Origin of the sequence: Trinickia dabaoshanensis, from assembly GCF_002879885.1 — a bacterium.
In the GTDB taxonomy this organism is placed as follows: domain Bacteria; phylum Pseudomonadota; class Gammaproteobacteria; order Burkholderiales; family Burkholderiaceae; genus Trinickia; species Trinickia dabaoshanensis.
The window spans coordinates 16069-41618 of record NZ_PNYA01000027.1 but is presented as its reverse complement, the minus strand read 5'-3'; the positions used below and the strand labels follow the sequence as shown (position 1 = coordinate 41618).

22 protein-coding genes are annotated in these 25550 nt (G+C 61.8%); 16 read left to right on the top strand and 6 right to left on the bottom strand.

Annotated elements, in window-relative coordinates; genetic code table 11:
• The first annotated feature begins 9 nt into the window (after positions 1-9).
• The gene (locus C0Z18_RS24930; protein ID WP_146014092.1) at positions 10-930 is read left to right on the top strand and encodes a hypothetical protein; all 921 of its coding nucleotides are present in this window, start codon (positions 10-12) and stop codon (positions 928-930) included.
• Between the two features lie 216 nt (positions 931-1146).
• Here the strand turns inward: C0Z18_RS24930 and C0Z18_RS33640 are convergent, their stop codons facing one another.
• Complete coding sequence (locus C0Z18_RS33640) at positions 1147-1290, bottom strand: SymE family type I addiction module toxin (protein WP_233217480.1); 144 nt, start codon at positions 1288-1290, stop codon at positions 1147-1149.
• Positions 1291-1302: 12 nt separating this feature from the next.
• Here C0Z18_RS33640 and C0Z18_RS33275 point away from each other — a divergent pair, with 12 nt between their 5' ends.
• The 3 genes from C0Z18_RS33275 (at position 1303) to C0Z18_RS24915 (ending at position 2646) form a co-directional block, all read left to right on the top strand.
• On the top strand, positions 1303-1653 hold the full coding sequence (locus C0Z18_RS33275; RefSeq protein ID WP_199189546.1) for a hypothetical protein: 351 nt from the start codon (positions 1303-1305) through the stop codon (positions 1651-1653).
• Between the two features lie 244 nt (positions 1654-1897).
• Entirely contained in the window at positions 1898-2149 is a 252-nt protein-coding gene (locus C0Z18_RS33270) for a tyrosine-type recombinase/integrase (protein WP_199189542.1), read from the top strand.
• Positions 2150-2208: 59 nt separating this feature from the next.
• Positions 2209-2646 (top strand): DUF29 domain-containing protein, encoded by a 438-nt coding sequence (locus C0Z18_RS24915; RefSeq protein WP_102648195.1) that lies wholly within the window; start codon positions 2209-2211, stop codon positions 2644-2646.
• A gap of 507 nt (positions 2647-3153) precedes the next feature.
• On the opposite strand, the gene C0Z18_RS24910 is transcribed toward C0Z18_RS24915, so the two are convergent.
• Positions 3154-3711 carry an RNA 2'-phosphotransferase gene (locus C0Z18_RS24910; RefSeq protein WP_102648125.1) on the bottom strand — a complete coding sequence of 186 codons (558 nt, stop codon included), beginning with the start codon at positions 3709-3711 and terminating at the stop codon, positions 3154-3156.
• Positions 3712-3961: 250 nt separating this feature from the next.
• On the opposite strand from C0Z18_RS24910, the gene C0Z18_RS24905 reads away from it, so the two are divergent.
• Positions 3962-4393: a DUF29 domain-containing protein gene (locus C0Z18_RS24905; RefSeq protein WP_102648194.1), complete on the top strand. Its 432-nt coding sequence runs from the start codon at positions 3962-3964 to the stop codon at positions 4391-4393.
• A gap of 367 nt (positions 4394-4760) precedes the next feature.
• Positions 4761-5489 (top strand): hypothetical protein, encoded by a 729-nt coding sequence (locus C0Z18_RS24900; RefSeq protein ID WP_233217479.1) that lies wholly within the window; start codon positions 4761-4763, stop codon positions 5487-5489.
• A 68-nt stretch (positions 5490-5557) separates the two neighbouring features.
• Here C0Z18_RS24900 and C0Z18_RS24895 read toward each other — a convergent pair whose 3' ends face one another.
• Complete coding sequence (locus tag C0Z18_RS24895; protein ID WP_102648124.1) at positions 5558-7507, bottom strand: phosphatase PAP2 family protein; 1950 nt, start codon at positions 7505-7507, stop codon at positions 5558-5560.
• Between the two features lie 262 nt (positions 7508-7769).
• Here C0Z18_RS24895 and C0Z18_RS24890 point away from each other — a divergent pair, with 262 nt between their 5' ends.
• On the top strand, positions 7770-8237 hold the full coding sequence (locus tag C0Z18_RS24890; RefSeq protein WP_102648123.1) for a VOC family protein: 468 nt from the start codon (positions 7770-7772) through the stop codon (positions 8235-8237).
• Positions 8238-8282: 45 nt separating this feature from the next.
• On the opposite strand, the gene C0Z18_RS24885 is transcribed toward C0Z18_RS24890, so the two are convergent.
• Positions 8283-9188, bottom strand: a complete 906-nt coding sequence (locus tag C0Z18_RS24885; RefSeq protein WP_102648192.1) for a LysR family transcriptional regulator — start codon at positions 9186-9188, stop codon at positions 8283-8285.
• 341 nt (positions 9189-9529) lie between these two features.
• On the opposite strand from C0Z18_RS24885, the gene C0Z18_RS24880 reads away from it, so the two are divergent.
• Both C0Z18_RS24880 and C0Z18_RS24875 read left to right on the top strand, forming a co-directional pair.
• Positions 9530-9874 carry a helix-turn-helix domain-containing protein gene (locus tag C0Z18_RS24880; protein ID WP_233217478.1) on the top strand — a complete coding sequence of 115 codons (345 nt, stop codon included), beginning with the start codon at positions 9530-9532 and terminating at the stop codon, positions 9872-9874.
• A 331-nt stretch (positions 9875-10205) separates the two neighbouring features.
• Entirely contained in the window at positions 10206-11582 is a 1377-nt protein-coding gene (locus C0Z18_RS24875; protein ID WP_233217477.1) for an FAD-dependent monooxygenase, read from the top strand.
• Positions 11583-11589: 7 nt separating this feature from the next.
• On the opposite strand, the gene C0Z18_RS24870 is transcribed toward C0Z18_RS24875, so the two are convergent.
• Entirely contained in the window at positions 11590-13140 is a 1551-nt protein-coding gene (locus C0Z18_RS24870) for a DHA2 family efflux MFS transporter permease subunit (protein WP_102648121.1), read from the bottom strand.
• Positions 13137-14387 carry an HlyD family efflux transporter periplasmic adaptor subunit gene (locus C0Z18_RS24865; RefSeq protein WP_102648120.1) on the bottom strand — a complete coding sequence of 417 codons (1251 nt, stop codon included), beginning with the start codon at positions 14385-14387 and terminating at the stop codon, positions 13137-13139. Before C0Z18_RS24865 ends, C0Z18_RS24870 begins: the two co-directional genes overlap by 4 nt.
• Before the next feature lie 1047 nt (positions 14388-15434).
• Between C0Z18_RS24865 and C0Z18_RS24860 the strand changes: the two genes are divergently transcribed.
• The 7 genes from C0Z18_RS24860 to C0Z18_RS24825 all read left to right on the top strand — a co-directional run bounded on the left by C0Z18_RS24860 (position 15435) and on the right by C0Z18_RS24825 (position 25541).
• Complete coding sequence (locus tag C0Z18_RS24860; RefSeq protein ID WP_102648190.1) at positions 15435-17627, top strand: beta-glucosidase family protein; 2193 nt, start codon at positions 15435-15437, stop codon at positions 17625-17627.
• A 273-nt stretch (positions 17628-17900) separates the two neighbouring features.
• Positions 17901-18323 carry a rubrerythrin family protein gene (locus C0Z18_RS24855; RefSeq protein WP_102648119.1) on the top strand — a complete coding sequence of 141 codons (423 nt, stop codon included), beginning with the start codon at positions 17901-17903 and terminating at the stop codon, positions 18321-18323.
• Positions 18324-18477: 154 nt separating this feature from the next.
• Positions 18478-19815, top strand: coding sequence for a heterodisulfide reductase-related iron-sulfur binding cluster (locus C0Z18_RS24850; protein WP_102648189.1), 1338 nt, complete (start codon positions 18478-18480; stop codon positions 19813-19815).
• Positions 19816-19849: 34 nt separating this feature from the next.
• Positions 19850-20431, top strand: coding sequence for a DUF3501 family protein (locus tag C0Z18_RS24845; protein WP_102648118.1), 582 nt, complete (start codon positions 19850-19852; stop codon positions 20429-20431).
• 459 nt (positions 20432-20890) lie between these two features.
• A complete protein-coding gene (locus C0Z18_RS24840; RefSeq protein ID WP_102648117.1) occupies positions 20891-21922 on the top strand; it encodes a transposase in 1032 nt (343 codons plus the stop codon).
• Between the two features lie 422 nt (positions 21923-22344).
• Positions 22345-23766, top strand: coding sequence for a UDP-glucose dehydrogenase family protein (locus C0Z18_RS24830; RefSeq protein ID WP_102648115.1), 1422 nt, complete (start codon positions 22345-22347; stop codon positions 23764-23766).
• Positions 23767-23939: 173 nt separating this feature from the next.
• The gene (locus C0Z18_RS24825; RefSeq protein ID WP_102648114.1) at positions 23940-25541 is read left to right on the top strand and encodes a peptide chain release factor 3; all 1602 of its coding nucleotides are present in this window, start codon (positions 23940-23942) and stop codon (positions 25539-25541) included.
• The last annotated feature ends 9 nt before the right edge of the window (positions 25542-25550 follow it).

The window sequence follows — 25550 nt, the reverse complement described above, 5'->3', positions numbered from 1 at the left end:
CAGGGGCCGATGAGCCAGTTTCTCGGATCAGTGCAATCCGGTGCGAAAAAGATAACGTCTGAATTGCCCTGGGCGCAGGCAGCCCAAGGGGCGTATAACGGGGCATCGGCGGCACCGGACGCGAGCGGTAGTATGCCTGGCGGTCCGGATTTAGCGCCCGCTACAGGCTTCGAAACTAAAGAATTGACTATGCAAATGTTGAAAGAACGAGTGCAAGATGTATGTGCGGAGGTCGTGAAGAAGTTTCCCGACTGGAAGTTTGTGTCCGGAAAATTTAAGAATAGCCTGCTGAAGCATACGGATTTAATTATCGATCCGGGCTTCTCTTTCGATCGAGGTTTTGTACATCTGCAGCCATGCGTTGTTGTTAAGAACAAGCGAGCAGAAAGCCTGACCAAGCGCTTGACTGATGAGGCCATTCCCGTATCAACGGTTAGCTTTCAAACAATCGCGCACTTATTAAAATTCATGCCGGAGCAGCTGAGGTTGTCGTGTCTCATTTGCGAAAACAAATCGACGTACCTGGCAGAGATTCGTAAGGCAAATCGCTTCGATGGCAACGCAATGAAAACTATCGAGGAACGATCGTTGGATTTTGGCGATATGTCTGTAGTGTTAGAGGCGATGATGAAAGATGGGATTTCGTTTTTCGATGATTATTACGATTTGACTGATGAGGAGCACCTCCTCAAGGCGTTGCCGCCACCGTATACTACCCGGAATGGGATTATTTATGATGAGATGGAAAGGGAGGAGGGTGTCGTAATGTGTGTCGTTCATATGATGTATGGTGATTTTGATTTTGTCGAGCGTTACTGCAGTGAGGAATTCAAGACCGTATATCCAAAGCGAACGTCGGAGCTCGAAAGGATTTTGGTTGCTTTGCCGAACTTGAGGCGGCGATATGATGAAGATGGCTCTTTGGTATAGAAATGATTAAATTTCAACGGCTGGCACCGTAACGGTATACAGCTCAGTTCCAAAGAGGAACGGCAATGAAGATGTAAAGTGGTGTTGTCGAATTGACGATCATGGTATTCGAGCGCGATCAGAAATGGTTTATCATCGGCAACATGCGGATGCCGATCGCTAATCGCAGCCGTGAAGCGAACCCGGTCGAGTATCGGTCGCTACCCACAAGCTCACTCAAGCATGCGTGATGACGAGCTTGCCGAGCTGAACGTCGATCTTAAGTCGTTGGTAAGGCATGAAGCCGGCTTGCTCGAGCCAACGGCCGGAGGGCTTGAACCAAGGCACGAGAGGCGGCCCGGGGTATCCCAAAGGCTTCAAGGCCCACCAGCAATGACCCAAGAGCCCGTTGATAAGTACTTTGGTATTCCGATGAGCGAGTGGATCGAACGTATCCCCAATGAACTGGAGCTGGATGCTGTCGGGCTGTGGCAAATTATTCCGGTTGGCGCAGACGGTTTTGGGTTATCGGGGGAGCGGCTTGATGACTTCGGATATCGGTGCATCCTAGCGCTTCTTAGACGAGGCGCGGCACCGGTAAAAAGTAAGCCAAACGCTGTCGGCTGGGCGCCCGCGACGGAATACACCGGGACCCATGAAGAGGTCGCCAGGCAAATCATCGACGATTGGAGAGCCGGCAGGCTAGTACCGGATCATGACGGGCTATCGTTTTCGATTTTCTGAAGACGTTGCGGCTTCGTGCCCCCACGGAGGGGGCTCATAGTGGGGCAGACAAGAGACAGATTTCGTCCATTTATCCGTTGTCGCTGACCCCCGTGTTCGACCCGATGCATGGTCGGGGCCATTGGGAGAGCGGCCAGTGCACTCGCGTCGCCGCTGTGGGGGCGGATGACGCAAATGATGCGCAACCACGTGCGAGCGGCGGGGCTGGGCAACATCGAGAGCTGTCACTTGTTCCGTGCACGCGATGGCCACGCAGATGCTGGAAAACGGGGCGGACGTTCGGTTCATCCAGGCGATGCTGGGTCACGCGGACATCAAGACGACGCAGGTCTGCACGCGGGTGAGGATCCGGGCGCTGAAGGATATCCATTCGGCTACGCATCCGGCACGGCTCACGCGTGCGACACTGAAACCCGATGAGGCGCCGGCGACGGTGGCCGACTTACTGGAAGCACTGGACGCCGAGGCGCAAGCCGAGGGCGAAACGGAGGAATAGGTGAATTTACGGGAGTGGTTAAAATGGCGCCATGCGTGACTGAGCTTAGGGGCCGAAAAATGGGAACGAGCTACGAGAAGGACGTGGTGGCATGGGCCAACGAACAGGCTGCGTTGTTGCGCGCGGGTAAGTTCTCTGCGTTGGACATCGAACACATCGCAGAGGAGATCGAGGACGTGGGTAAGAGCCAACAGCGTGAACTGGCGAGCCGCATGGCCGTGCTGCTGGCACACCTGCTCAAGTGGCAATGCCAGCCGGAAAGGCGTGGTGCGAGTTGGCAGACGACGCTGCAGATTCAGCGAGCGGCGATTGTGCGACGGCTGAACAAGACACCGAGTCTGAAGCCCATGCTGGTCGATGACGACTGGATTAGCGATATGTGGGGCGATGCACGTCAACAGGCCGCCACGGAGATGCAGATCGGCGTGGCGCTGCTGCCAGAGTCGTGCCCGTGGACGATGGAGCAGGCGATCGATCCGGAGTTCTTCCCGCAGTGAAGCCCAAGCCAATTGGGTTGCCCTGAATATGACGCCAGCCTTCGGGCTGGCTTTTTTACGGCCACTGCGGGATGCGGCGAGCCGGCTTCCTTCTTATCCGCCCTTGGGCGGTTCTCTTCCTTCCCGTTCTACCGCCTGTGCGGCCGATACAATCGGCGTGCGGCGCTTGCGCGCCATCGTTCTTTAACTACCTTCGCCGACGCCTCGGTGGGCTGCAAAACCGCGTCTGGGCAAAAAATCCCCGAAACGAACCGCGCCTAGGCGATGACGGCCTGCAAAGCCGCGCCGCGTCGAGGCTTGCGGGCCGTTGCGGAGGGAGGTTGCCTCGGGTGTTGGATATGGGGCCATTGGCAGGGCAGCGTCCGCTGCGTTCTCGCCGGATCCCTGCTGCATAAGTTTGTTGGACGCACGCTGCCTTTCTTGAATTCCCGCTCATCGTCGCCCTGCATCGCCTCTCCCCCCGGGCAAGCCGTCGCGCTGACGAACGCAAGCCCAGCCGCCCATCATCTACTCGAGCACGCGAATGAACTGAGCCGGCACCGCATCGGTAAGCCAAACTTCGTTCTCCGACAGGAAGAACTTAGCGCCGTTCCGATGCATTTTCAGGGCCTCGATCTCGAGCACCACTGGTTTGCCGTGGCGCTTCCCCACCGCGGTCGCCGTCGATATATCGAGAGATAAGTGGACATGGTGACGAGATCCGGCGCGCAGCCCATGCTCGACGATAGAAGTTAGAAATCGAGTCGCGGTGCCGTGGTATAGCACCTCGGGAGGGACCGACTCGGGGTATGTGCGTTGCACGGTCGAGCTCGAGTGCCCCTGGACGGCCCGGATTCGTCGGCCATCTTCGGAGAGCGCAAACCGCTTCTTGTTGTTCGTCTCAACGACGACTTCGATCATCGATCGTTCGATTGCTCGCCCGTGTTTGTCGGAGCACGAAATCAAAGCATCGATATCCGCCCATCCTTCCGTATCGAGCTGCAAACCAATGGCGTGTGGTTCGTGGCGGAGTATGTAGCTCAGATATTTGCTGAGTTCGTCCAACTGCTTGGGTGGCGTAGTCATAGCGTAAAGGGGAATGGCCTTGAGGGGCTACGTCGAAGGCAACAGGTACAGCCAAAGGATAGGAATTCGCGTCCGCCCGCGAAAGGATATCCGATCGGCCAGGTATGCGTCGGATCACAACCGTGCGACATTGAGGCCCTAACGCGTCCGCGACGCCGAGGCGTGCGTCGCGGACAGAGCGGGTAAAACGGGGAACCTCATGGGAGTGGTTAAAATGGCGCCATGCGTGACTGAGCTTAGGGGCCGGAAAATGGGAACGAGCTACGAGAAGGACGTGGTGGCATGGGCCAACGAACAGGTCGCGTTGTTGCGTGCGGGCAAGCTTGCAGACCTCGACGTTGAGCATATTGCGCAGGAGATCGAGGACGTGGGTAAAAGCGAACAACGGGAATTGGCGAGCCGTATGGCAGTTCTGCTAGCCCACCTTCTGAAATGGCAGTATCAGCCCGCGCTGCGAGGCAAGAGTTGGATTCGCACGATTGCCGTCCAACGAAAGGACGCGGCTTACGTACTGCACGAAGCACCCAGCCTGCGAGGTAAATTCAATGACGCGCAATGGCTGGACTTGGTGTGGAGCAAAGCCGTCTTGAGCGCCGAGAACGAAACCGGTCTTGAAGGGTTTCCGGAAAGCTGTCCATGGACGATGGAGCAGGTGTTGGATCCGGTGTTCTTCCCGGAGTGAGTAACGCCGAGGCCAATCGAGTTTCCCGGCACTCAATCGCCCAGCGTTGCGGTCGAACGGGCTTCGGCACGTCCTCGTTCGCCGCCCGTCATTGCAGCATTTTCTTGCAAGACGGACGTCGCCCGGCGGGACTGGATCGGCTCGGAACAAGCGGCCCCGCTAGCAACCGGCGATACTCCACCGAATGCCACACTGGCTAGCGATAACGATGTCAATGACTGCGTAGTCCCGCATCGTGCCCATAAAGACCTAAAGATTTGCGGCAACGCTGCCGAAAACGGAAATAGAGCGTCGACGTCCATCGTTCCGCTGCTCCATTTCCAGCCCCGCTCCCGGGGTTTGAACGACTACAACAAACTACCGGCCAATGAAAAGCTTTTCCCACCCCAAATGTCTCACCCTCGGCTTGTCCGCTGTCCTGCTAGCGGGCTGCGCGTCTCTGCCGAAGACCGATCTGAACGCGGATGCCCGTAGCAAACTGCATTCGATCGCCATTCTCAATGTCGCGGAACCCAAAACCGAGCCAGTTATGAATTTCGGCGGCGCGGCGGCGGGGTTTGGTCTTGTCGGCGCTTTGGTCCAAGCCGGCGTTAACTCCAGCCACACAAGCACCTATACAACCAAAATAGCGACCGGTAAGGTCGTGTTCGCACCCACCGTGGCCGATGGCGTGATGGACCGCCTCACTGCGGACGGGTATCAAGTCGTCAAGCTCGACGGTCAGGACGCGAAGCTCTCGGCTGACGGCAAGTCGGATGACTACTCCGGCATTCACACCGATGCCGATGCCATCATGAACGTGTCAATCTCTACGATGGGTTACGTGTCGCCGCCCGAGAGCGCCATGTTCGTTCCGTGGGTGGTTGTTCGCGCTCGCATTCTGGATGCGAAGACCAAACAGGACATGTACTTCAAAACGTACGCCTGTGGCTACGACATCAAGTCGAACAGCGTCCACGTCGATAGCGATGCGACCTATAGCTACGGCACCTTCGGCTCGCTCGAGGAGAACTTCGATCAATCGGTCGAGGGACTGCAGTCGTGTGAAAAAAACATCGTCGCGGCCATCGGCAAGGATCTGGTGCGAAACCAATGAGCGATGGAGCCGAACGGCGCCTTCTAGCAGGCTGTTGTCCGTTCGGCATGCCCCATTAGCTCAACGAACTACGAATCGATATGCACGGAAACGCCGGCACCCGTATACACCGGCGTAGCCTTATGCCCATCGACCGTGACCGTGGTGAACTGCTTCATCGACCCAGCACCATCGATTAACTCGACCACATCACCCGCTTTCGGCGAATAACCGTTGACGAGCTTCACGTGCAGCGTGCCGCCCGCGATCGTAATCAGATTGCCGACGCGCAACCGCCCCGCGCCCGTACCGTCGATATCGAGTTCGAGCGTCGTGCCGGCGAGCTGCGTGTAATTGCCCGCAACGGTCACCGGCGACGAAGCCGCGATCGTCACACCGCCTGCGCCAACGTACACGTCGCCGGTTCCAAATGCATTAGCCGACTGCGCTTGCAACACACCGCCGTTCACCTGCGCGCCACCGGACCACGTATTGTTTCCACCCAGCGCCAACGTCCCGCTGCCTTGCAGCGTGAGTTTTCCCGTACCCGAAATGTCGTTGCGCCACAGGTCCGCCGCGTTGAACCCGCCTTGCGACGCGTCCATCGAGACAACGACGCTGCCGTTGAACGCGCCATACCCATCGGCTGCGGCGAACATATTCAGACGTCCCCAACCTTCCGCGTCGTCCATCACCGGATACCCGGACGGCAGCTCGGTCGTCTTCAGCACGACGCGCCGCTGGTCCGCGCTCAAATACGGAAAGCGTGTTTCCAGCATGACTTCCGCGCCCTTCGGCACGACGGGAGGCGCATCGGTCGATTCGATCGGCGCGAAGCCGAAGGTCATACGCCGAATGAAATTCGCCTTGTTCGTCCCATAGTCCGCGAATCGGTCCGTCGTAGTCGTCCCCGAATGCGCAAACGCGGCGAACGTCGCCGCATTCGTGTTCGTCGCCTGCATCAGGGCCGCATGCGCCTGTGCGAAAGCATTGCTCTTAAGCGTCGCATTGGCCGAAGCGGAGAGGTTCGCGGCGGTCGCGGCCAGCGCGAACATACGGCCCGAGATCACATCGAGCGGGGAGTGCATGCCCGCGAAAATGCGGTTCTCGCCGAGCTCGAGGCCGCGGCTCGCCATTTCCTGGAAGCGCTCCGGTAGCACGTAGGCCATCGTCATGGCGTCGCGCATGGCTTCGGCTTCATGACCGCTGATGAACCCGCCGTCGGTTGTCGGCGTCGTGCTCTCGGCCGGCACCAGTGTGGGATCGACCACGACGCTCGTGCTCCAACGGTACGGACGCGCGTACTTGTAAAAGCGCTTGGCCGGCTCGGTGGACGCATTCGCACCCATGGCGTTCAACAAATCGACAACCTGCCCGAAGCCCGCGTTGCCGCCGCTGGTCCCCACGCCCGTGTTGTTCCCGCTGTCGTTGTAAAGCACGGTCGTCGCGTCGGCGGGAATCGTGGTGATGGAAGTGGTCTGCTGCGCGGCGGCGCGCCACGCGCTGGTGAGCGGTCCCATGCCATCCGTCACGCTATAGCCCTTGCCGCGCCGGTCGTCGTAATACGCGGCGTCGGCTTGCGCTTGGGTGCGGCTCGTCGTCTCGTTCACCACGAACTGGATGTTCGCCGCATGCACGGCGCTATTCAATACCGCCCCGCCCGGCGTTCCGTCGTTCGGCAACCCTGTCCACGTCGATTGAACGACGGCCGGGAATGAACCGTTCGCCGGTGCCGAGACGCCCGCATCGACGATCTCGGTGAGCGGTTGCCAGATATCGAGGAATCGGGACACGACGCGCACACCCGCGTTCGTTCCCAGCGTCGCGTATCGCGCATCGCCTCGCTGATTGGTGGCGATGTTGTCCACGAACGCGGGCACATCGGGGATCTGCGCACTGTCGACGAAGCTCGGCGTAGGCGGCGGCGCCGGGATGGACGCGTTTGTAGATTGACCATTGCCGCCGCCGCATGCAGCCAGAGCAGCAATACTGGCAAGCAGCGAAAGGCGCAGCGGGGAAGCAATCGCGAGATGTCGCATGGAAAAGTATGACAATTAATGAGGAGAGCGCATTATGTTTTTCTAATGTTGCGAAATTGTTGCAGCGGCGAGCGCATGCAACGCGGCGCGCAAAAATTCTTTGAGCCAATGTCGAAATGCCCGGTGTTCGGTCGTCGTACGGGTGGAGCCCCGCTGTTCGCAAGGCGCGAAACCCCGAAGGTCAGTGGGAATGCGAAACCGCATTCGTCCTGCCACGACGAGGCCCACTCATTAACGAACTACTGAAAATGGAGCGCCTACAATGACTTCGTCCGTCAAACCCATTCCCGAAGGCATGCACACGGTTACCCCGCACCTCGTGTGCAGAAACGCAAGCGAGGCAATCGCCTTTTACGTGAAGGCTTTCGGCGCCGTGGAGTTGTTCCGTATGCCCGGACCGAGCGGCAAGATCGCTCACGCGCAGATCAAGATCGGCGATTCGGTGGTGATGCTGACCGACGAAAGCCCCGACTGCGGCATGGCCGGACCGCAAACGCTCAAAGGCACGCCTGTCAGCCTTTATCTATACGTCGAAGACGCCGATCGGACTTTCGATCGCGCGGTGTCGGCGGGAATGACCGTGCGCGCGCCGCTCGCCGATATGTTTTGGGGCGACCGTTGGGGCGAAGTCGAAGACCCGTTCGGCCACCGCTGGCACGTCGCCACGCACAAGCGTGAGCCGAGCATGGAGGAGATGCAGCGCGCGATGGCCGAGATGCCGCGCGGCTGATCGCCGGGGCTGTCGAAAATAGCCGGAACGATGGCCGCCCGGGCGCTATTGAAGCATTTCAGGCGCATCGCTGCATGCGTGCCGCAAGCACGTGCGAAGCCAGCGATGCGCGCCGTCGCCGTCCAAGCGCGGATGCCAGATCTGCGAGACGGTGACGTCGGGCGTGGCAACCGGCAACGGGAACGTGACCATTCCCGCGCGCGCGGCGTCGGTTTGGCGTTCGGGAACGCTGGCCACCAAATCGGTCGTTCGCGCCAGGGCGAGCGCGTCGGGAAAGCTCGGCACGATCACGCTGACGATGCGCTTCTCGCCGCACTCGCGCAGGGCATCGTCGATCGGCCCGAACGCATGGCCCCGGCGCGATACGCTGATATGCCGATAAGCCGCATAGCGTGCCGCGGTCACGTCTTCGCCAGCCAGCGGGTGCCCGAGGCGAACGACCCCGACGAACTTGTCGCGAAAGAGCGCCTGGATGCGCAGCTCCGGCGCCATGTGGTTCACGACGCCCACTTCGAGATCGGCGATGCCGTCGCGCAGCATCGTCCCGCTCTTGTCGGGCTTGGCCGCGAAACGCAGCCGAACGAGCGGCGCCTGCTCTTCGACGAGCCCGGCGATTCGGGCGCCATAGCGCTCGATGAACCCGTCGTTCGCGCGAATCGTAAACGTGCGTTCGAGTGAGGCCAGGTCGAGCCGAATCGATGGCCGCAAGACGTTTTGCGCATCGGCGACCACGGCGCTGACCTTACCGCGCAATTCGAGCGCAAGCGGCGTGGGCACGAGCGTATGGCCCGCGCGCACGAGCAGCTGATCGCCCGTGACGAGGCGTAGCCGCGCAAGCGCGCGGCTCATCGCGGAAGGGCTCAATTCGAGCCGCTGAGCGGCGCGTACGACGCTTTGCTCGGTGAGCAGTACGTCGAGTACGACGAGCATGTTCAGGTCGATCGAAGTCATGGCGGCCACCGGCGATTTCGCGTTCATGGCGTTGCAATCATGAATATAGTGCGCCCTACGCATCTTCCGCACTGCGAAAACAGCGATTATGCTGAACGCGATATATAAGAAAACGGTACGGGGTATCGACGCCTATTTTTTACATCGGGCGGTCACACGACGTGCGGCTCCGATCCGCATGCCTTCGACTCTGGCGCGCTTGCCGCTCCCAGGGCGGGCTTCACAGTCCCAGCCTCGAACGAACCGCTGATTCTCGCTTTCCCTTGACCCCCTGATTGAGTGCGCGGGGGCGTGTTTTCTTGCGAATAGGCCGGCCCGTTTTTATTCGGAGGCGGCGGATATTGCCGTTCCAGGCATGGCTCGTTGCAGGTGGTGCAGCTGACTTGGCATGTTTGCATTCTTTTGCGGAGCAGAAAATGGAGCAAGTGATGAAGCGCGAGGCGCCCATTCCGCCTTTGCCATTGCGCGGCGATGCGAGGGGCGTATCGCCGCTGAGCGAGCGCGAGCGCGAGGTTCTGCGTTGGGCCGCCGTGGGCAAGACCTCATGCGAGATCGGGATGATTCTCGGTGTCACGGAACGCACGATCAACTTCCACGTGGCCAGCGCGATTTCAAAACTGAATGCGTCGAACAAAACCCATGCCGCCGTCAAGGCGCTTATGCTCGGCATCATCGCTTTTAATTGACACCTCTCGCACGGCGAACGAGAGGGCCGCACCGGTCGCCTCTCGGCTCGCCTCGGCCGCCTTGCCTTTCGGCAGTCCTAACCCAATCCCGCTATGAAACCGTTCCACCCGCGCCGCGACCGCGTTCGGAACCGCTCGTGACGCCTTAGCCCGCGATAGGAACACACACGCCTTAACCGGTCTCTCGCTTATTCCACGCCCTGAGAGAAGTGTCAGAGAACCGGTATTTTCTGAGAGTTCTGCCAGTTTTCTCATCGATCGGCCTCCGTTCTAATGCGTCCCATTCGAGAGGACGCGGCTCACCGTCGCGCCGTCGATAGCGGAGGAAACCATGGCTACTGTCGTTGCTCATCGGCCGCAAATCATGCCCGGCCGGCTCATCACCGCTGCTCAATTGCGCGCCTTGCATGTAGCGCAAGCCGGTGCGTGGTCCGGATGTCATGCGTTTCGGACAGCGCAGGCCATTTGCGAGTATCCGTTGCTTGCGCGTGCGAGCGCAGGTCTGGGAGGCAACATGAATTCGAAACATGACACATGCGGCGGCGCTCGGGTCGCCGTCATCGGAGCGGGCATCGGTGGGGCCGCGGTCGCCGCGCTGATGCAGCGAGCCGGTTACAAGGTGACCGTCTATGAGCAATACGAACGATTTGCGCCGGCCGGGGGCGGCATTCATTTGAGCCCGAACTTGATGCGCGTGTTGCGCCATCTGGATGTGCATCGGCATGTATTGCTGAAGGGACAAGAGCCGTGCGCATTCTTGAATCGCGACGGAACGAGCGGCGAGATGCTGTTTGCACTTTCGCTCGGCGAGAGCGCGCATCGGCAATTCGGCGCGCCGTTCGTCGCAGTGCGCCGCGGGGAGTTGCATACGGCGCTGATGTCGGCCGTGACGCCAGGTAGCGTGCGATGGGCCAAGCGCTTGGCGGGAATCGATTGGGGCGGCGAAACGATTGTGCTCGGGTTCGACGACGGTAGCCGCGTCGAGTGCGACGCGGTGATCGCTGCCGATGGTTTGCGCTCGAGCGTGCGCGGCGCATTGCGCGGGCGCGAGCAACCGGTCTTCTCGGGACAGGTCGCGTTTCGTGGATCGTATCCGCGCGAGGATCTGCGCGGCTTGGCCGTCGACGACCTGACGAAGTGGTGGGACGCCGAACGGTTCGTTCTATCGTATTGGCTCGATCGCGCTCGGCGCGATTTCTACTTCGCGGCGATGATGCCGCAAGCGAGTTGGTCGACCGAGGCGTCGTCGATGCCCGCCGATCCGGACGAGATGCGCCACGCGTTTCGCGATTTCCATCCCGACGTCAAACGAATGCTCGCCCACGCTCCGCGGGCCGGCGTCGCCAAATGGGCGCTGTTCGAGCGGCCGCCGCACTTCGAATTCGGGACGTCGCGCATCGTGTTGATTGGCGATGCATGCCATCCCATGCGGCCGTTCATGTCGCAAGGCGCGGCCATGGCGCTCGAAGACGCCGTGATGCTGACGCGTGCGTTGGTGGGCGCCGGCGATTTCGAACCCGCGTTCCGCAGCTTCGCTCAGGCGCGTCGCAAGCGGCTTACGCAAGTGCACCGGGTCTCGGCTGCCAATACGTTCATGCGCGGTGAAACCGATGCGCGATGGGTGTTCGGTTATGACGCGCTCGGTGCGCAGGCTTCGCCCCGGCTGCCTGCATTGCGAACGATGCCGGCATGGGCGATGGCCGCATGACGACGCGTTAGCCGGCGCGCCGGTATCGGGCGAGCCAAACGACCGCGAGCGTCGCGGCAAACAGTAGCGCGCATCCGCCGGAGAAGTCGTCGAGCGCGAGCATGTGGGCTTGTACTTCGACGGCCTTGGCGATCGCCGCGAGAGCCGCATCGTGCGAACGGCCGGCATGGCGCAACCCCTCGAACCATTCGTTGAAACTGCGGTTCAGCGGCGTGAGCCGGTCGACGAGATAGGTGCTGTGCACGCGCGCGCGGCGTTCGAGGTAAGTCGGCGCGAGCGAGGTCGCCACGCTCGTGCCGATCCGGCGCAGTGCGTTTTGAAGCCCGGAAGCGGCCGGCAGCCTCTCGCGCGGCAAGCCCGCGAGCGAGAGCGACACGAGCGGCGTAATGAAAAACGCCGTGGCCGCGCCCATCAACAGCGAATTGGCGGCGATCTCGCTGATCGGTACGTCGGTGTCGAACCGCATGCGCCATAGAGAGGCGGCGCCCCAGCCGAGCAGGGCAAGCGTGGCGAAGCGGCGCGGATCGACGCGATGCTGAATGCGCCCGATCAGCGGCGCCACCACGATCCCAGCGATGCCGAGCGGCGCGGTGGCGATGCCGGCCCAGGTCGCTGTATAGCCTTGCTGGGTTTGCAGCCAAAGCGGCACGAGCACGAGCGCCGCATAGTAGACGCCGAATCCGACGGTGACGGCAAGCGTGCCCGCGGAAAAATTCAAATCGGCGAATAGCTTCAAATCGACGATCGGATGAAGCTCGGTGAGCTCCCATATGACGAGAGCGACCAAGCTCACGATGCCGATCGCAGCGAGCACGCGAATGGGCGTAGCGGCAAACCAATCGAGGTTTTGGCCTCGGTCGAGCATCAGTTGCAAAGAGCCGAAGGACAGCGCGAGCAAGAAGAGGCCCACGGCATCGACGGGGAGCTTGCGCGTGCTGTTGTCGCGCCTCCCGAGCGCGCGAAGCAAAATGAAGAGCACGGCCGCGCCCGCCGGCACGTTGATATAAAAGATCCAAGGCCAAGCGATGTTGTCGGTGATCCATCCGCCCGCTATCGGTCCAAGCACGGGCGCGATAAACGTCGTGGTTTGCCAAACGGCGAGCGCCTTATTGCGTTTCGCCGGCGGGAAAACGGCGACGAGCAAGGCTTGCGATAGGGCGGTGATCGGCCCCGACGCGGCGCCTTGCAACGCGCGCAGCACGATGAGCGTGCCGAACGTCGGCGCCAGGCCGCACAGCATCGAGGTCGCGATGAACAGCGCCACCGAGATGCGGAACAGCCGCACTTGTCCGAAGCGCTGCGCGAGCCATCCCGTCAGCGGGAGTGTGATGGCTAGCGGCGTGGCGAACGACGTCAGCATCCAGGTGCCCATATCGGGCGAGACGCCGAGATCGCCGGCGATCGTCGGTACCGCGACGTTCGCAATGGTCAGGTCCAACGTCTGCATGAAATTGGCGGTGCTGATCGCGATAGCGACGGCCACGAGCGTGCCGCCGTGCAACGGCTCGAGCGGCAGCGGCGTGGGCCGTGGCGTCTCGCGGCGAATGGACGCGCTCATTGCCGCCTACCTTTGTCGTCGTTCGCACCGGCTCTGGCGCTATTCGCGCGAATCGTCTCGTCGACTAGCGCCTCGCCCGCCTTCGCGTCGTCGGCATAGACATACGTGGTGTCGGCCGTGCGCGGCAATGCTGGCATGCGCAGGCCCGGGGCCGTCGAGGCCGATGCCGAAGTCAGCGCGCCATGCGATGCGCCCGGTCGATCGACGCGCACCTGAGCATCCATCGACATACCGATGAGTAGCGGATTGGCGCGCAGCTCGCGTGCATCGAGCGCGATGCGAACCGGTACACGCTGAACCACCTTGATCCAATTGCCCGTTGCATTTTGCGCGGGTAACGCGGCAAAGGCGGCGCCGGTGCCTGCTTCGAAGCCTTGTATCGTTCCGTGGTAAGTCACGGCGCCACCATAGAGATCCGAGGTCAGCGTGACGGCTTGGCCCGGATGCAATCGGCCAAGCTGAGACTCCTTGAAATTCGCGTCGACCCACACGCGATCGAGTGGAACGATCACGAGCAACGGCGTGCCCGGTGTCACGTGCTGCCCCACTTGCACGATACGGCGCGTAATGCGACCGGAAATCGGCGCGCGTACGACCGTGCGCGCCAGCGCGAGCGCCGCGCTGCGCACGCGCGCCGCGGCTTCTTTCACGAGCGGGTTCGACGCGACCGTGGTGCCCTCGATGTGAGCGAGGCTCGAACGGAACGCGGCGCGCTGCGACTCGAGCGCGGCTTGCGCGGCCGCGACCGCACTGCCCGCATGGCGCAACTCCTCCTTCGAGACGGCGCCTTGCGCCGCGATCGCGCCACGCCGGTCGAAGTCGTCCTGCGCGCGCGCCAATTCCGACGCTCTGAGGCGAATTTGCTCGCGTGCCTGATCTGCGTCGGCACCGGCGGAGCGGTAGTCGCGAACGGCATGGGCCAACGCTTCGACCGCCGCGTCGAGCGAGAGGCGCGCATCGGTCGGGTCCATCCGCACGAGCGGCGCGCCGGCCTCGACGGTATCGGTGTCTTGCACGAAGACGGCGACGGCGGTTCCTTCGATACGCGGCGAGACTTCGACGACGTCGCCGGCGACATAGGCATCGTCCGTCGAGACGACATTGCGCATGAGCGTCCACCACCCACTGCCGGCGGCGATCGCGGCGATGACGAGGCCGAGAGCGAACCAACGGAAGGCGAGGCGCCGATGCCGCGCGAGTCGCTCCGCAAGCGCAGCCGCGGCGTTGCCGGTGGCGCCCACGGTCATTGGCGAGGCGGCTGGCGCTGTCGCTGTTGCGGTTGCGGTTGCGGTTGCACTAGGCAGCGGTGACGACGACGAATGCATGGAGACCCCCAGGAGTGGCGCGTCCGCCGGTCGTGCATCTATCGTTGGATATAACCGTAGGAGGCGTGCCGGTGACGGGCAACTGACAGAAATCTCAGTTCGCCGGCACGGTGCTTGGCTGGACCGCCATGCGATCGCCTCGTGGTCGGATGCGATCAGTTAGGAGTCCTTGATGATCGTGGAGCGATAGGCACTTGCGGGCAGATGAGGCGGTATGCGCAATGTAGTGGCAGATTCCGCGACCGAAAACTGGCAGGAATATCAGCGGGCTCGGAGGCCGGCGGCCGGCGTTGTCGCCGCGCATTGGACCATGGTGAGGATATTCGGGAGATAGGGGCAGGCAATAGAATGCGATTTAATCAATTGACACCGGATAAATCATTAGATTTCTGGTCGCGTCAGGGTGATGAGCCTACCGGTCGCGCTCGTCGAACGAGCCGTTGCCACCCCGTTTCGATTTGCTTTTCAGTAACAACATAAAGTCTGCCTTTATCTTCGATTCAACCGCATTGAGACGGTAGCTGGATAAAGCGCACAGAAACTCATTTGATGGATGGATGCCGCCTGAGCGCCGCCTGAGGCCCATTCGGCGCTGGTCCGGCTCCCGCGTTCTCTATAAAATTTTCCGAACATACGCGCGAGCGTCCCACATTTTCGGTTTCAATAAGTAATAAATCCCTACTCTGAACGATGCGTCAGCGCACTTAAGAATTCATTCAAAACTTTTCTTGTAGTCAGGCTACTTATGCGCTATTACTAACCCCGGAGTTTCGCTACATCCCGCTGAAAACCGATTCCGCCCAATTCGTTCTTCGGGCGGAGCGGTATTCCGCGCCGCATGACTGAGTTTCATCCGTAAGACGCCTTGCGACGAGACGATGCGCTCGTGCTTTCGCTCGCCCGTTGCGGGTGCTGCGCAAGCGCCGCAAGGCGGTGCATCGCCATGCCACTAATCACGGAGACAAGCCCATGCAGCTCAAGCGTTTATCCCTCGCCATCGCTTCCGCCGCCTTCTGCCTTTTCGCCCAAACGGCGGCCCATGCTGCCGACGCACCGGCGGCCAACACGTTCTGGGACGACGCGGCGCACCGTCGTGCCGATATGCTCGTGAAGCAACTCACGCTCGACGAAAAGCTGCAGTTGATCCATTCGAAGTACCAAATGAGCGACGTGCCGGGCGGCGGTGCGGGCTACATCGAAGGGGTGCCGCGTTTGGGTATCCCGAGCATCAATATGGTGGATTCGGCCACGGGAGGGGGCAGCACCGTGCAGCCGAGCACGACGTTCCCGGCCACCATCGCGCTGGCGGCGAGCTGGGATCCGATGCTGGCCTATCAATTCGGCGGCGTGATCGCTCGTCAGTTGCGTCAGCAAGGATTCGCGATGGGGCTGGGCGGGGGCACGAACCTGGCCCGCGAAGCACGCGGCGGCCGGATGTTCGAGTACCTCGGCGAAGATCCCGTCTTGGCCGGCGAGATGCTGGCGGCACGCACGCGTGCCACGCAAAACAACAAGGTAATCGCCACGGTCAAGCACTACGTCGGCAACGAGCAAGAGACGAACCGTATGGGCGGGAACGACAGCATCGACGAACGCACGCTGCGCGAGCTCTATCTGCTGCCGTTCGAACTTGCCGTTGAACAAGGCCAGCCCGGAAACGTGATGTGCAGCTACAACAAGATCAACGGCACATACGCGTGCGAAAACCCCCACGTGCTAAACGACGTATTGAAGGGCGATTGGCACTTCCAAGGCCAAATCCAGTCCGATTGGGGTGCCGCGCATAGCACGGCGCCGGCCATCAACGCGGGCTTGGACGAGGAAGAGGACGTCGGCCCGACGGTCTTCCTCACGCCGGACCTCGTCAAGCAAGCGCTGGCCAATCACCAAATCACGCAGGCAAGACTCGACGACATGGTGCGCCGCAAGCTGTACGTCATGATTCGTACGGGCGTGATGGACGATCCGCCGAAGGGCGGTCAGACGATCGATTTCGACGCGGCTCGCGCATTCGCGCAGCATGCGGAGGAACAATCGATCGTACTCCTAAAGAATCAAGACCGGCAGTTGCCGCTCGACGCGTCGAGCGTGAAGCACATCGCCGTCATCGGCGGGCACGCGGACGTCGGCGTCATCACGGGCGGCGGGTCGGGCGACACCCGCGATCCGGTCACGGGGGCATTCCCCGGCTGCGGCGGGCTCACGTTCCCGAACTCCACGGGATGCAACTGGTGGCCCAACCCTTGGATCAAGCTGCCCACGCCGATCACGGCGGCGATCAAGAACCTCGCGCCGAATGCGACGGTCACCTTCGCGGGTAGGGAGGACATGCAATCGCCGTTCAGGGCCTACACGCAGCAGGAAATCGATGCTGCCGTGAACCTCGCGCGCCAATCGGACGTGGCGATCGTATTCGTCACGCAATCGGGCGGCGAGGACTTCGGCGAACTGCATAGTCTCGCGCTCGCGAATCCGTCCAACCAGGACGCGCTCGTGCAAGCCGTGGCGCAAGCGAACCCGCACACGGTGGTGGTCCTCGAAAGCGGCAACCCGGTCTTGATGCCGTGGAAGGACCAGGTCTCGGCTATCGTCGATGCTTGGTACCCCGGCGAAGGCGGCGGCAATGCGATCGCCAACGTGCTGTTCGGCAAGGTCAATCCTTCGGGCAAGCTGCCGGTCACGTTCCCGTTGCGCGACGCCGATACGCCGACCTGGGACGGCGGCGATATCGCGCAAAATCCGGTGTATTCGGAGGGGCTCAAGATGGGCTATCGCTGGTATGACGCGCAGCATATCCAGCCGATGTTCCCCTTCGGCCATGGTCTGTCGTACACGCATTTCGCCTACTCGGATTTGCGCGTGCATCAGCACCGGGATCACTCCGCCACGGTGTCCTTCATGCTTCGCAATGACGGCCCTGTTGCCGGTGCCGAGGTGCCGCAGGTTTATCTCGCTGGTTTGAACGACCCCGTGGAGCCGCCGAAGCGCCTGGTGGGATGGGAGAAGGTGAGCCTGAACCCGGGTGAGGCACGCTGCGTCCGCGTGGAAATCCCGGCGCAAATGCGGCGCGTTTGGGATACGAACCGCAATGGCTGGAAGATCGCCCCGGGCGGGCAGTTCTACGTCGGCGCATCGTCGCGCGATATCCGTCTCGAGCAGTAACAGGCTTCGTTCGCGCCGCTAATCACGCTAATGAGCTAGCCTGGCAAGACGCGGCCGGTCGAGTGCACCTCGGCCGGCCGCGTTCGCGTTCGCCGTCGAAAAGCCTATCGCCCGCATAGAAAATGCCAATTGGGGAACGCTACCGTCACGTCCTAGATTGAAGGAGCCGGACTTTGCGCAAAGCCCGGCGGCTCAGCATACCCTCTTCCTCTACCGCATCAAAAATCGGCCACGAGCCGCGCGCCGCGCGCCGATCCACGAAGGAGGCTCGCAATGTCTCAGTTGAAAGGCTCCAAGACGGAAGGCAATTTGAAAGCGGCGTTCGCCGGCGAATCGCAGGCCAACCGCCGGTATCTCTATTTCGCATCGAAAGCGGACGTCGAAGGTCAAAACGACGTCGCCGCGCTCTTTCGCTCGACAGCGGAAGGCGAGACGGGACACGCCCACGGCCATCTCGAGTATCTCGAAGCGGTAGGCGATCCCGCGACGGGGCTGCCGTTCGGCACGTCCCGGTTGAATTTGCAGTCGGCGATCGCGGGCGAAACGCACGAATACACGGATATGTACCCCGGTATGGCGAAGACCGCGCGTGAAGAAGGATTCGACGAAATCGCGAATTGGTTCGAGACGCTCGCCAAAGCCGAGCGCAGTCACGCCAATCGCTACGTCAAGGCGCTGGAGGCGTTGGCCGATTGACCGATTGAGAGTCGGGATCGCCCGCGCGGGCGGTCCCCGGGCGCGCCGTCGTATCGATCGATGGCGCACGCCGCGCACGCGGCGCATGGTGCCGCGCGCTTGGTTTGCAGCGCGCGTTCACCGTAACGCGCGAGGCGTCACGGAGCGTCACCTCATGCCCCACAAGGAAGGCAGTATCGAGGCGCCCACGCGCCACCCGCTCGATTGGCGTTCACCCGATTTTTACGACCCAGCGTCGATCGACGATGAGCTCGCCCGCGTGTTCGACATCTGCGCCGGCTGCCGGCGCTGCGTGTCGCTATGCGGCGCGTTTCCCACGCTGTTCGATCTCGTCGACGAAACGCAAAGCGGCGAGGCGCACGACGTCGATCATACGGCCTACGCGAAGGTCGTCGATCAATGTTATCTGTGCGACCTATGCTATATGACGAAATGCCCCTATGTTCCGCCGCACGCGTGGAACGTGGACTTCCCGCATCTCATGCTGCGCGCCAAAGCCGCGCGTTATCGGCGCGGCCAGGTGGCGTTGCGCGACAAGCTGCTTTCGAACACCGATGCGCTGGGCCATTTCGCGGGCATCCCGATCGTGACGCAGGCGGTGAACGCGATCAACGAAACAAAACCCGCGCGCGCCGCGATGGAGGCGACGCTCGGCGTGGACCGAAACGCGTGGCTTCCGCGCTTCGCGGCGCGCAAGTTCCGCTCGAGTGCGAGCGCCGGCCCCGAGGTGCCGATCCGCGACGGCGAGCGAACACCGGGCAAGGTCGCCGTCTATGCGACGTGCTACGTCAATTTCAACGAGCCCGGTATCGGCCACGACCTGCTCGCCGTGCTCGCGCACAACGAGATCGCCTATACACTCGTCGATAAGGAGGCCTGCTGCGGCATGCCGCTGCTCGAGCAGGGCAACCTCGAGGGCGTGGCCGCTAAAAAAGAGCAGAACATCCCCATGCTCGCGCGTTATGCCCGCGAGGGATACGCGCTCGTGGCCGCGATTCCGAGCTGCGTGCTGATGTATAAGCAGGAACTGCCGTTGATGTTTCCCGACGATGCCGACGTGCGCATCGTGGCGGACGCGTTCTGGGACCCGTTCGAGTACTTCGTCGCGCGTCATCGCGACGGTCTTTTAAAGACCGACTTCAAGCGTCCGCTAGGAAAGGTGTCTTATCACGTCCCGTGTCACGGGCGCGTTCAGAATTTGGGACGGAAGACCTTCGATGCGCTTTCGTTGATACCGGGCACGGAACTGAACGTAGTGGAACGATGCTCCGGCCACGCCGGAACGTTCGGTGTGAAGAAAGAATTCCACGCAACCGCAATGCGAATCGGCAAGCCGGTTTTCAAAGCGATGTCGGAGCATTCTCCAGCTTATATCGCCTCCGATTGTCAGCTCGCGGGACACCATATCGAGCAAGGCATCCGCGAGAGCGGCGGGGCCGCCGCGCCGCTCTCGCATCCTTTATCGTTGCTGCGAATCGCGTACGGCATCTAACTCGACTGCGTTGCACTTTTGCTAGGAAAAGGAAATGACGATCCTACGCGATTCACTATTGACTCTCGAAGCGTATGCCAAAGTGCGCGATCGCTTCCGGGACCATGTTATTGCCCATAAGAGAAACCGGTGCGTTCGACTTGGCAATCATCTGACGTTTCTCTTCGAAGATGAAACGACAATTCGGTATCAGATACAGGAAATGCTGTATATCGAAAAAATTTTCGACGAGCCGGGAATCGCTGCCGAATTAGAGGCGTATTTACCGCTCGTACCCGACGGCAGCAATCTCAAAGCGACGATGCAGATAGAGTACGAGAACGAAATCGAGCGGCGAGCGGCGCTCGGGAGGCTCATCGGTATCGAAGACCGGGTGTTTATCCGTGTCGGGGACGAGTCACCCGTCTTTGCCATCGCCGACGAGGACCTCGAACGCGAGAATAGTGAAAAAACTTCCGCTGTCCATTTTTTATGTTTCGAATTGACCGATTCCATGAAATCGGCGTTACACGGCAAGGCCCCTCTGTGGATCGGCTGCGATCACCCGAACTACCGCGTGGCCCCTATCGCCATTGAGGAGCCTGTCCGAAAAGCCCTAATCGAGGACCTTCTATAAATTAGGGTACGTTTGCTTGACGCAAACGATTGCGCGGTCGATTTATTGCGCGAGATGACAGTTCTGCGCGTCGTTACGAGCCGCGAAATCGTTTCGGAATCACTTCGTTACATATCACCCGATTGCGGTCCGCAAAAAATATTCTAATATGGACACCTCTCAGGAATTCACTTACGCATGCCAGTGGTCCGCGCTAGGGCGATAGTTCTGCGCGGCCATTTAGGCGTGGCATGATTTTTGTTACGTCGTCCCGATGGTATGCTTTCTGCACTATTTTCCCGTGCACGAGCGTGACTGCCTTTTGTGCTTCAACCGAGGGCAAAGCCGCACTGCCCGCGTGCGATTTTTGATTGGTGGTAACCGAGAACAAAACAATTTGTGCAACCTGGCGGTCGTCCGGAGCAGGCCATTTCGGATTGACCAAGTGTCGCAGCCCGGCCAGGCTGCGGGGAGAAAAACATGTTCTTTGAGGAATTGACCGACGACGAGTGGGCTCGCCTGGCGCCGCTGGCGGCCGACGAGCCCGTGCACCCGCATCGCCGTGGCCGGCCTCGTGCCGAGCCACGCGTCGTGACGAACGCGGTGCTGTGGATTCTGACGACAGGCGAGCGCTGGTCGAAGTTGCCCGCTCGATATCCGTCGGGACCCACGTGCCGGCGCCGTTTCGACGATTGGCTCGCGGACGGTACGCTCGGACAGATCGTTGCGATCCTATCCGAGTTCGGCCGCACCTTCGCCTACGTGCCCCAGCCGGACGCCATGGTTCAAGCCGCGCCGAAGGCCGCGCCCATGCCCGCGCCCGAATCGCCGCGCTTGCGCGGCGTGTTCTGGACGAACCCGGAATCGTGGCACGCGGCCAGCGAAGCGGTCGAAACGCTCGATGCGAACGGCGTCAACGCCCCTTGCGCGAGCACGGTGCGCCGCGAGTTGCCGGTCGTGGCATCGTCGCGCCGCGCGCCGACGCCCGGCGCGGTGTTGCGCGCTGCCAGCGAGCGATCCGATCAAGCCCCGCCCGTCGATTCGCTGACCGTTACCAAACGCTCCGACGATTACCGTGGCTACGTGATTCACGCCTGCGCGCAGCCCGTGGCGAAACAACTGCAATTGAGTTACCGCGCGTCGGCCGAGATCGTCAAAGAAGGGCGGCGCATCGAGCGCTCCGGGCTGATCGGTCCGCGCTTCACCGACAACGCAACGGCCGAAGGTTATGCGCTCGAATGGGCGCGTGATTGGATCGATCGGCACGAAGCCGCCGCGCAAGCGCGCTTGGAATCGGCCGAACAGATGAGCGCTGTCAGCACCGCCCAACCGGCGAGCGCCGAGGATGCCACGCTGGCGCCCGCGTTGGCCGCGGCGCCCGCACAGGCTTCGCAGCCCGCGCGCGTGCTCGATCCCAGCATGATTCGCAGCCGTACTCCGCAATGGCTCATTCATGCGCATCCCGACGGCCGCGGCGACACCAAGCCCCCCGAGTTGCTCTTCCACGCTTGACGCGTACCGTTGTAAAACTTGCACGGACGATCCCGCCGGGCGCTCGCATGCGAGCGCGCCGGCGGCTGGCGCGAGTCGCAATCGAGCCGCGCTTTTAACGCGCGGCGAGCGGGTACGAGCGGTGTGGGTCATCGGTGTGACAGCGTGCATTGGGACCTAAGAAGTGTGACAGGAAGTAAATCGACAAAAAAACCGTAACGGCGTCTGGAGCGCTTGCGAGAGGCGTTCCTTGCGTCTGCCACAAAAAAATTCGAAAAGATTGCCGACGGATGCAAGCACCCGATTTTTTTCGGATTTGCTTCGCTTGCCGTCGGCTTTTTGTTGTCGCCAGATGATCACTTTGCCGATGACGGGCGGCTCGCGCGCGAGTTCGTCCGTCCGACGCTGCCCCATTTCTCGTTGTTCTTTGAAGGGCCACCACTATGAATGTGACCATCATCGGCTGCGGCTACGTCGGCCTCGTAACGGCGGCATGTCTCGCGGACGTCGGTAACGACGTTTGCTGTTACGACGTCGATCAGGACAAGATCGCCATCTTGGAATCGGGCGGTATTCCGATTCACGAGCCGGGCCTGCACGAAATCGTCGCGCGCAACAAGGCGGCCGGCAGGCTGTCGTTCACCACCGACCCGCGTCGCGCGATGACCCAGCGCGAGGCGATCTTCATCGCCGTCGGCACGCCGAGCGGCGAAGACGGATCGGCCGATCTGCAATACGTGCTCGCGGCGGCCTCGGAGATCGGCCGCCATATCGAGGGCTTCACGGTCGTCGTCGATAAGTCGACGGTTCCCGTGGGCACCGCGCGCCGAGTGCGGGAGGCGATCGCCGAACAATTGGCCCAACGCGGCGTGGACGCCATGTTCTCCGTCGTGTCCAACCCGGAGTTCCTCAAGGAAGGCGCCGCGATCGAAGACTTCACGCGGCCGGAACGGATCGTCATCGGTTGCGACGAGGACGTGCCGGGCGAACATGCGCGCGACACGATGAAGCGGCTCTATTCCCCCTACAACCGTAACCGCGACCGCATGCTGTTCATGGATGTGCGTTCGGCGGAGTTCACGAAGTATGCGGCCAACGCGATGCTGGCCACGCGCATCTCGTTCATGAACGAGTTGGCGAATTTGGCGGAGCGCGTGGGCGCGGATATCGAGGCCGTTCGCCGCGGCATCGGGTCCGACCCGCGCATCGGCTATCACTTCTTGTACGCCGGCTGCGGCTACGGCGGTTCGTGTTTTCCGAAGGACGTCCGCGCGTTGATGCAAACGGCGCAGGAGCAGGGCCAGGCGCTGCGTATTCTCGATGCCGTCTCCGAAGTCAACGCCGCGCAAAAGCAGGTGCTGGTCAGCAAGATCGTGGCGCGTTTCGGTCAAGACTTGAGCGATCGCTCGTTCGGCGTGTGGGGGCTCGCATTCAAGCCCGGCACCGACGACATGCGCGAAGCGCCGAGCCGCGTGCTGATCGCCGCGCTGCTCGAGCGTGGCGCGCGCGTGGTCGCCTTCGACCCGGTGGCGATGAAAGAAGCCCAACGCGCGTTGGCCGCCGACCTGCGAGGCGAACCCGAAGCGCTGGCTCGCTTGACGCTCGTCGAGGACCAAATGGACGTGGCGGCCAATGCCGACGCGCTCGTCATCATGACGGAGTGGAAGGCGTTCAAGAGCCCGGACTTCGACAGCCTGAAAGCGCGGCTCAAACAACCGATCGTGTTCGACGGACGCAACCTGTACGAGCCTTCGGCGATGGATGAACTCGGGATCGAGTATCACTCGATCGGCCGGTCCGGCGCCCCTCGCTCGGCCGATGACGCGCTGGGCGCGCTCGGTCGCTCGGCCGCCGTCTCGCTCTGATCGAGCGGCGCTCGTTCGGCATCCGATCGGTGAGGGCATTCGGGAGCGGTGGTGCGCCGGGACGTTTCGTATCGGCGCGCATACGCTAAGGGTTCGCGGCATTCGGCGTGCGTGAGGCGACACGTGTATCATCGCCCCCGCGCCGCTCAATACCGAAAAGCCCCATTCATACGATGTCAGTCGCCGAACTCAAGCGCCGCCGCACGTTTGCGGTCATTTCCCACCCCGATGCGGGGAAAACCACCCTCACCGAAAAGCTCCTGCTTTTTTCGGGTGCGATCCAAATTGCCGGTACGGTGAAGGGTCGGAAGAGTAATCGCTACGCGACCTCCGACTGGATGGAAATCGAGAAGCAGCGCGGCATTTCCGTCGCGAGCTCGGTCATGCAGTTCGAATACGGCAACGCCGTCATCAACTTGCTCGACACGCCGGGTCACGAAGACTTCTCCGAAGATACCTATCGCGTGCTCACGGCCGTCGATGCGGCGGTCATGGTGATCGACGGCGCCAACGGCGTCGAGGCGCAGACCCTCAAGCTGCTCGAAGTGTGCCGCAGCCGCCGCACGCCGATCGTTACGTTCATCAACAAGCTCGACCGCGAAGTGCGCGCGCCGCTCGATTTGCTCGACGAAATCGAGCAGCATTTGGGCGTATCGGCCGTGCCGTTTACGTGGCCGATCGGGATGGGCAAGGAGTTCCAGGGCGTCTACGACATCATCCGCGATCAAGTCCGCGTGTTTCGCGCGGGTCAGGACACGGCGGGGGGCGAGGTCGAGACGCTTTCGGCGCTGGACGACGAGGAGGGCGAGCGCCGCTTCGGCTTCGCGTGGACGAAGGCGAAGGAAGAGATCGATCTCATCTGCGCCGCCACGCCCGCGTTCGATCGCGAGGCGTTCCTGGCGGGCCAGCAATCGCCCGTGTTGTTCGGCTCGGCCATCAACAACTTCGGCGTGAAGGAAATTCTGGATGCGCTCGTGGAGCTCGCGCCGCCGCCGTCGATGCGCATGGCGGTGGAGCGGCCCGTGCAGCCCGACGAGCCGAAGTTTACGGGCGTCGTGTTCAAGGTGCAGGCCAACATGGACCTCGCGCACCGCGACCGCGTGGCGTTCATCCGCGTCTGTTCGGGACGGTTCGAGCGCGGCATGGCGTTGAAGGTCACGCGCTCGGGCAAGACGTTTCGCGCGAACAACGTCGTCACCTTCCTTTCGCAGCGCCGTGAGACGGTCAGCGAAGCGTATCCCGGCGATATCATCGGTATCCCGAACCACGGCACGCTGAGCTTGGGCGACACGTTGACTGAAGGGGAGGCGCTGCAATTCGTGGGGCTGCCGTTCTTCGCGCCTGAAATCTTCCAAACGGTCGAGGTCGTGGACCCGATGCGCGCCAAGCAGCTTGGGGAAGCTTTGAAGCAACTCGGCGAAGAGGGCGCGATCCAGGTGTTCCGCCCGGCACATGGCGGCTCGATCATCCTCGGCGCCGTGGGGCAACTGCAGTTCGAGGTCGTCTCGCACCGGCTGTCGGCGGAGTACAAGGTCGATGTCCGCATCATGCCGGCGCGCTATCGGATGTCGCGCTGGGTCACGTGCAGCGATCCCGCGGAATTGCGCCGGTTTACCGATGCGTATGCCGCTCGCATGGCGCTCGACGCGGCCAACGCGCCCACGTACCTCGCCTCGCATATTTCGGAGATCGAGGTGGCGCAAAAAGCATGGCCCACTATCGTCTTCAACGAACTGCGGGAACACTCGGGCGCACCGTTTAAAAAGAACCTTTAAAGAAGGGCC

What these genes read in the sequence shown, in the direction of transcription:
- C0Z18_RS24910 (WP_102648125.1), bottom strand. Translation starts at nt 3,711, where the DNA reads ATGACTACGCCACCCAAGCAGTTGGACGAACTCAGCAAATATCTGAGC.
- C0Z18_RS24845 (WP_102648118.1), top strand. Translation starts at nt 19,850, where the DNA reads ATGACGATCCTACGCGATTCACTATTGACTCTCGAAGCGTATGCCAAA.
- C0Z18_RS33275 (WP_199189546.1), top strand. Translation starts at nt 1,303, where the DNA reads ATGACCCAAGAGCCCGTTGATAAGTACTTTGGTATTCCGATGAGCGAG.
- C0Z18_RS24890 (WP_102648123.1), top strand. Translation starts at nt 7,770, where the DNA reads ATGACTTCGTCCGTCAAACCCATTCCCGAAGGCATGCACACGGTTACC.
- C0Z18_RS24860 (WP_102648190.1), top strand. Translation starts at nt 15,435, where the DNA reads ATGCAGCTCAAGCGTTTATCCCTCGCCATCGCTTCCGCCGCCTTCTGC.
- C0Z18_RS24865 (WP_102648120.1), bottom strand. Translation starts at nt 14,387, where the DNA reads ATGACCGTGGGCGCCACCGGCAACGCCGCGGCTGCGCTTGCGGAGCGA.
- C0Z18_RS24905 (WP_102648194.1), top strand. Translation starts at nt 3,962, where the DNA reads ATGGGAACGAGCTACGAGAAGGACGTGGTGGCATGGGCCAACGAACAG.
- C0Z18_RS24900 (WP_233217479.1), top strand. Translation starts at nt 4,761, where the DNA reads ATGAAAAGCTTTTCCCACCCCAAATGTCTCACCCTCGGCTTGTCCGCT.
- C0Z18_RS24850 (WP_102648189.1), top strand. Translation starts at nt 18,478, where the DNA reads ATGCCCCACAAGGAAGGCAGTATCGAGGCGCCCACGCGCCACCCGCTC.
- C0Z18_RS24870 (WP_102648121.1), bottom strand. Translation starts at nt 13,140, where the DNA reads ATGAGCGCGTCCATTCGCCGCGAGACGCCACGGCCCACGCCGCTGCCG.
- C0Z18_RS24885 (WP_102648192.1), bottom strand. Translation starts at nt 9,188, where the DNA reads ATGACTTCGATCGACCTGAACATGCTCGTCGTACTCGACGTACTGCTC.
- C0Z18_RS24830 (WP_102648115.1), top strand. Translation starts at nt 22,345, where the DNA reads ATGAATGTGACCATCATCGGCTGCGGCTACGTCGGCCTCGTAACGGCG.
- C0Z18_RS33270 (WP_199189542.1), top strand. Translation starts at nt 1,898, where the DNA reads ATGGCCACGCAGATGCTGGAAAACGGGGCGGACGTTCGGTTCATCCAG.
- C0Z18_RS24840 (WP_102648117.1), top strand. Translation starts at nt 20,891, where the DNA reads ATGTTCTTTGAGGAATTGACCGACGACGAGTGGGCTCGCCTGGCGCCG.
- C0Z18_RS24895 (WP_102648124.1), bottom strand. Translation starts at nt 7,507, where the DNA reads ATGCGACATCTCGCGATTGCTTCCCCGCTGCGCCTTTCGCTGCTTGCC.
- C0Z18_RS24855 (WP_102648119.1), top strand. Translation starts at nt 17,901, where the DNA reads ATGTCTCAGTTGAAAGGCTCCAAGACGGAAGGCAATTTGAAAGCGGCG.
- C0Z18_RS24915 (WP_102648195.1), top strand. Translation starts at nt 2,209, where the DNA reads ATGGGAACGAGCTACGAGAAGGACGTGGTGGCATGGGCCAACGAACAG.
- C0Z18_RS24875 (WP_233217477.1), top strand. Translation starts at nt 10,206, where the DNA reads ATGGCTACTGTCGTTGCTCATCGGCCGCAAATCATGCCCGGCCGGCTC.
- C0Z18_RS24930 (WP_146014092.1), top strand. Translation starts at nt 10, where the DNA reads ATGAGCCAGTTTCTCGGATCAGTGCAATCCGGTGCGAAAAAGATAACG.
- C0Z18_RS24825 (WP_102648114.1), top strand. Translation starts at nt 23,940, where the DNA reads ATGTCAGTCGCCGAACTCAAGCGCCGCCGCACGTTTGCGGTCATTTCC.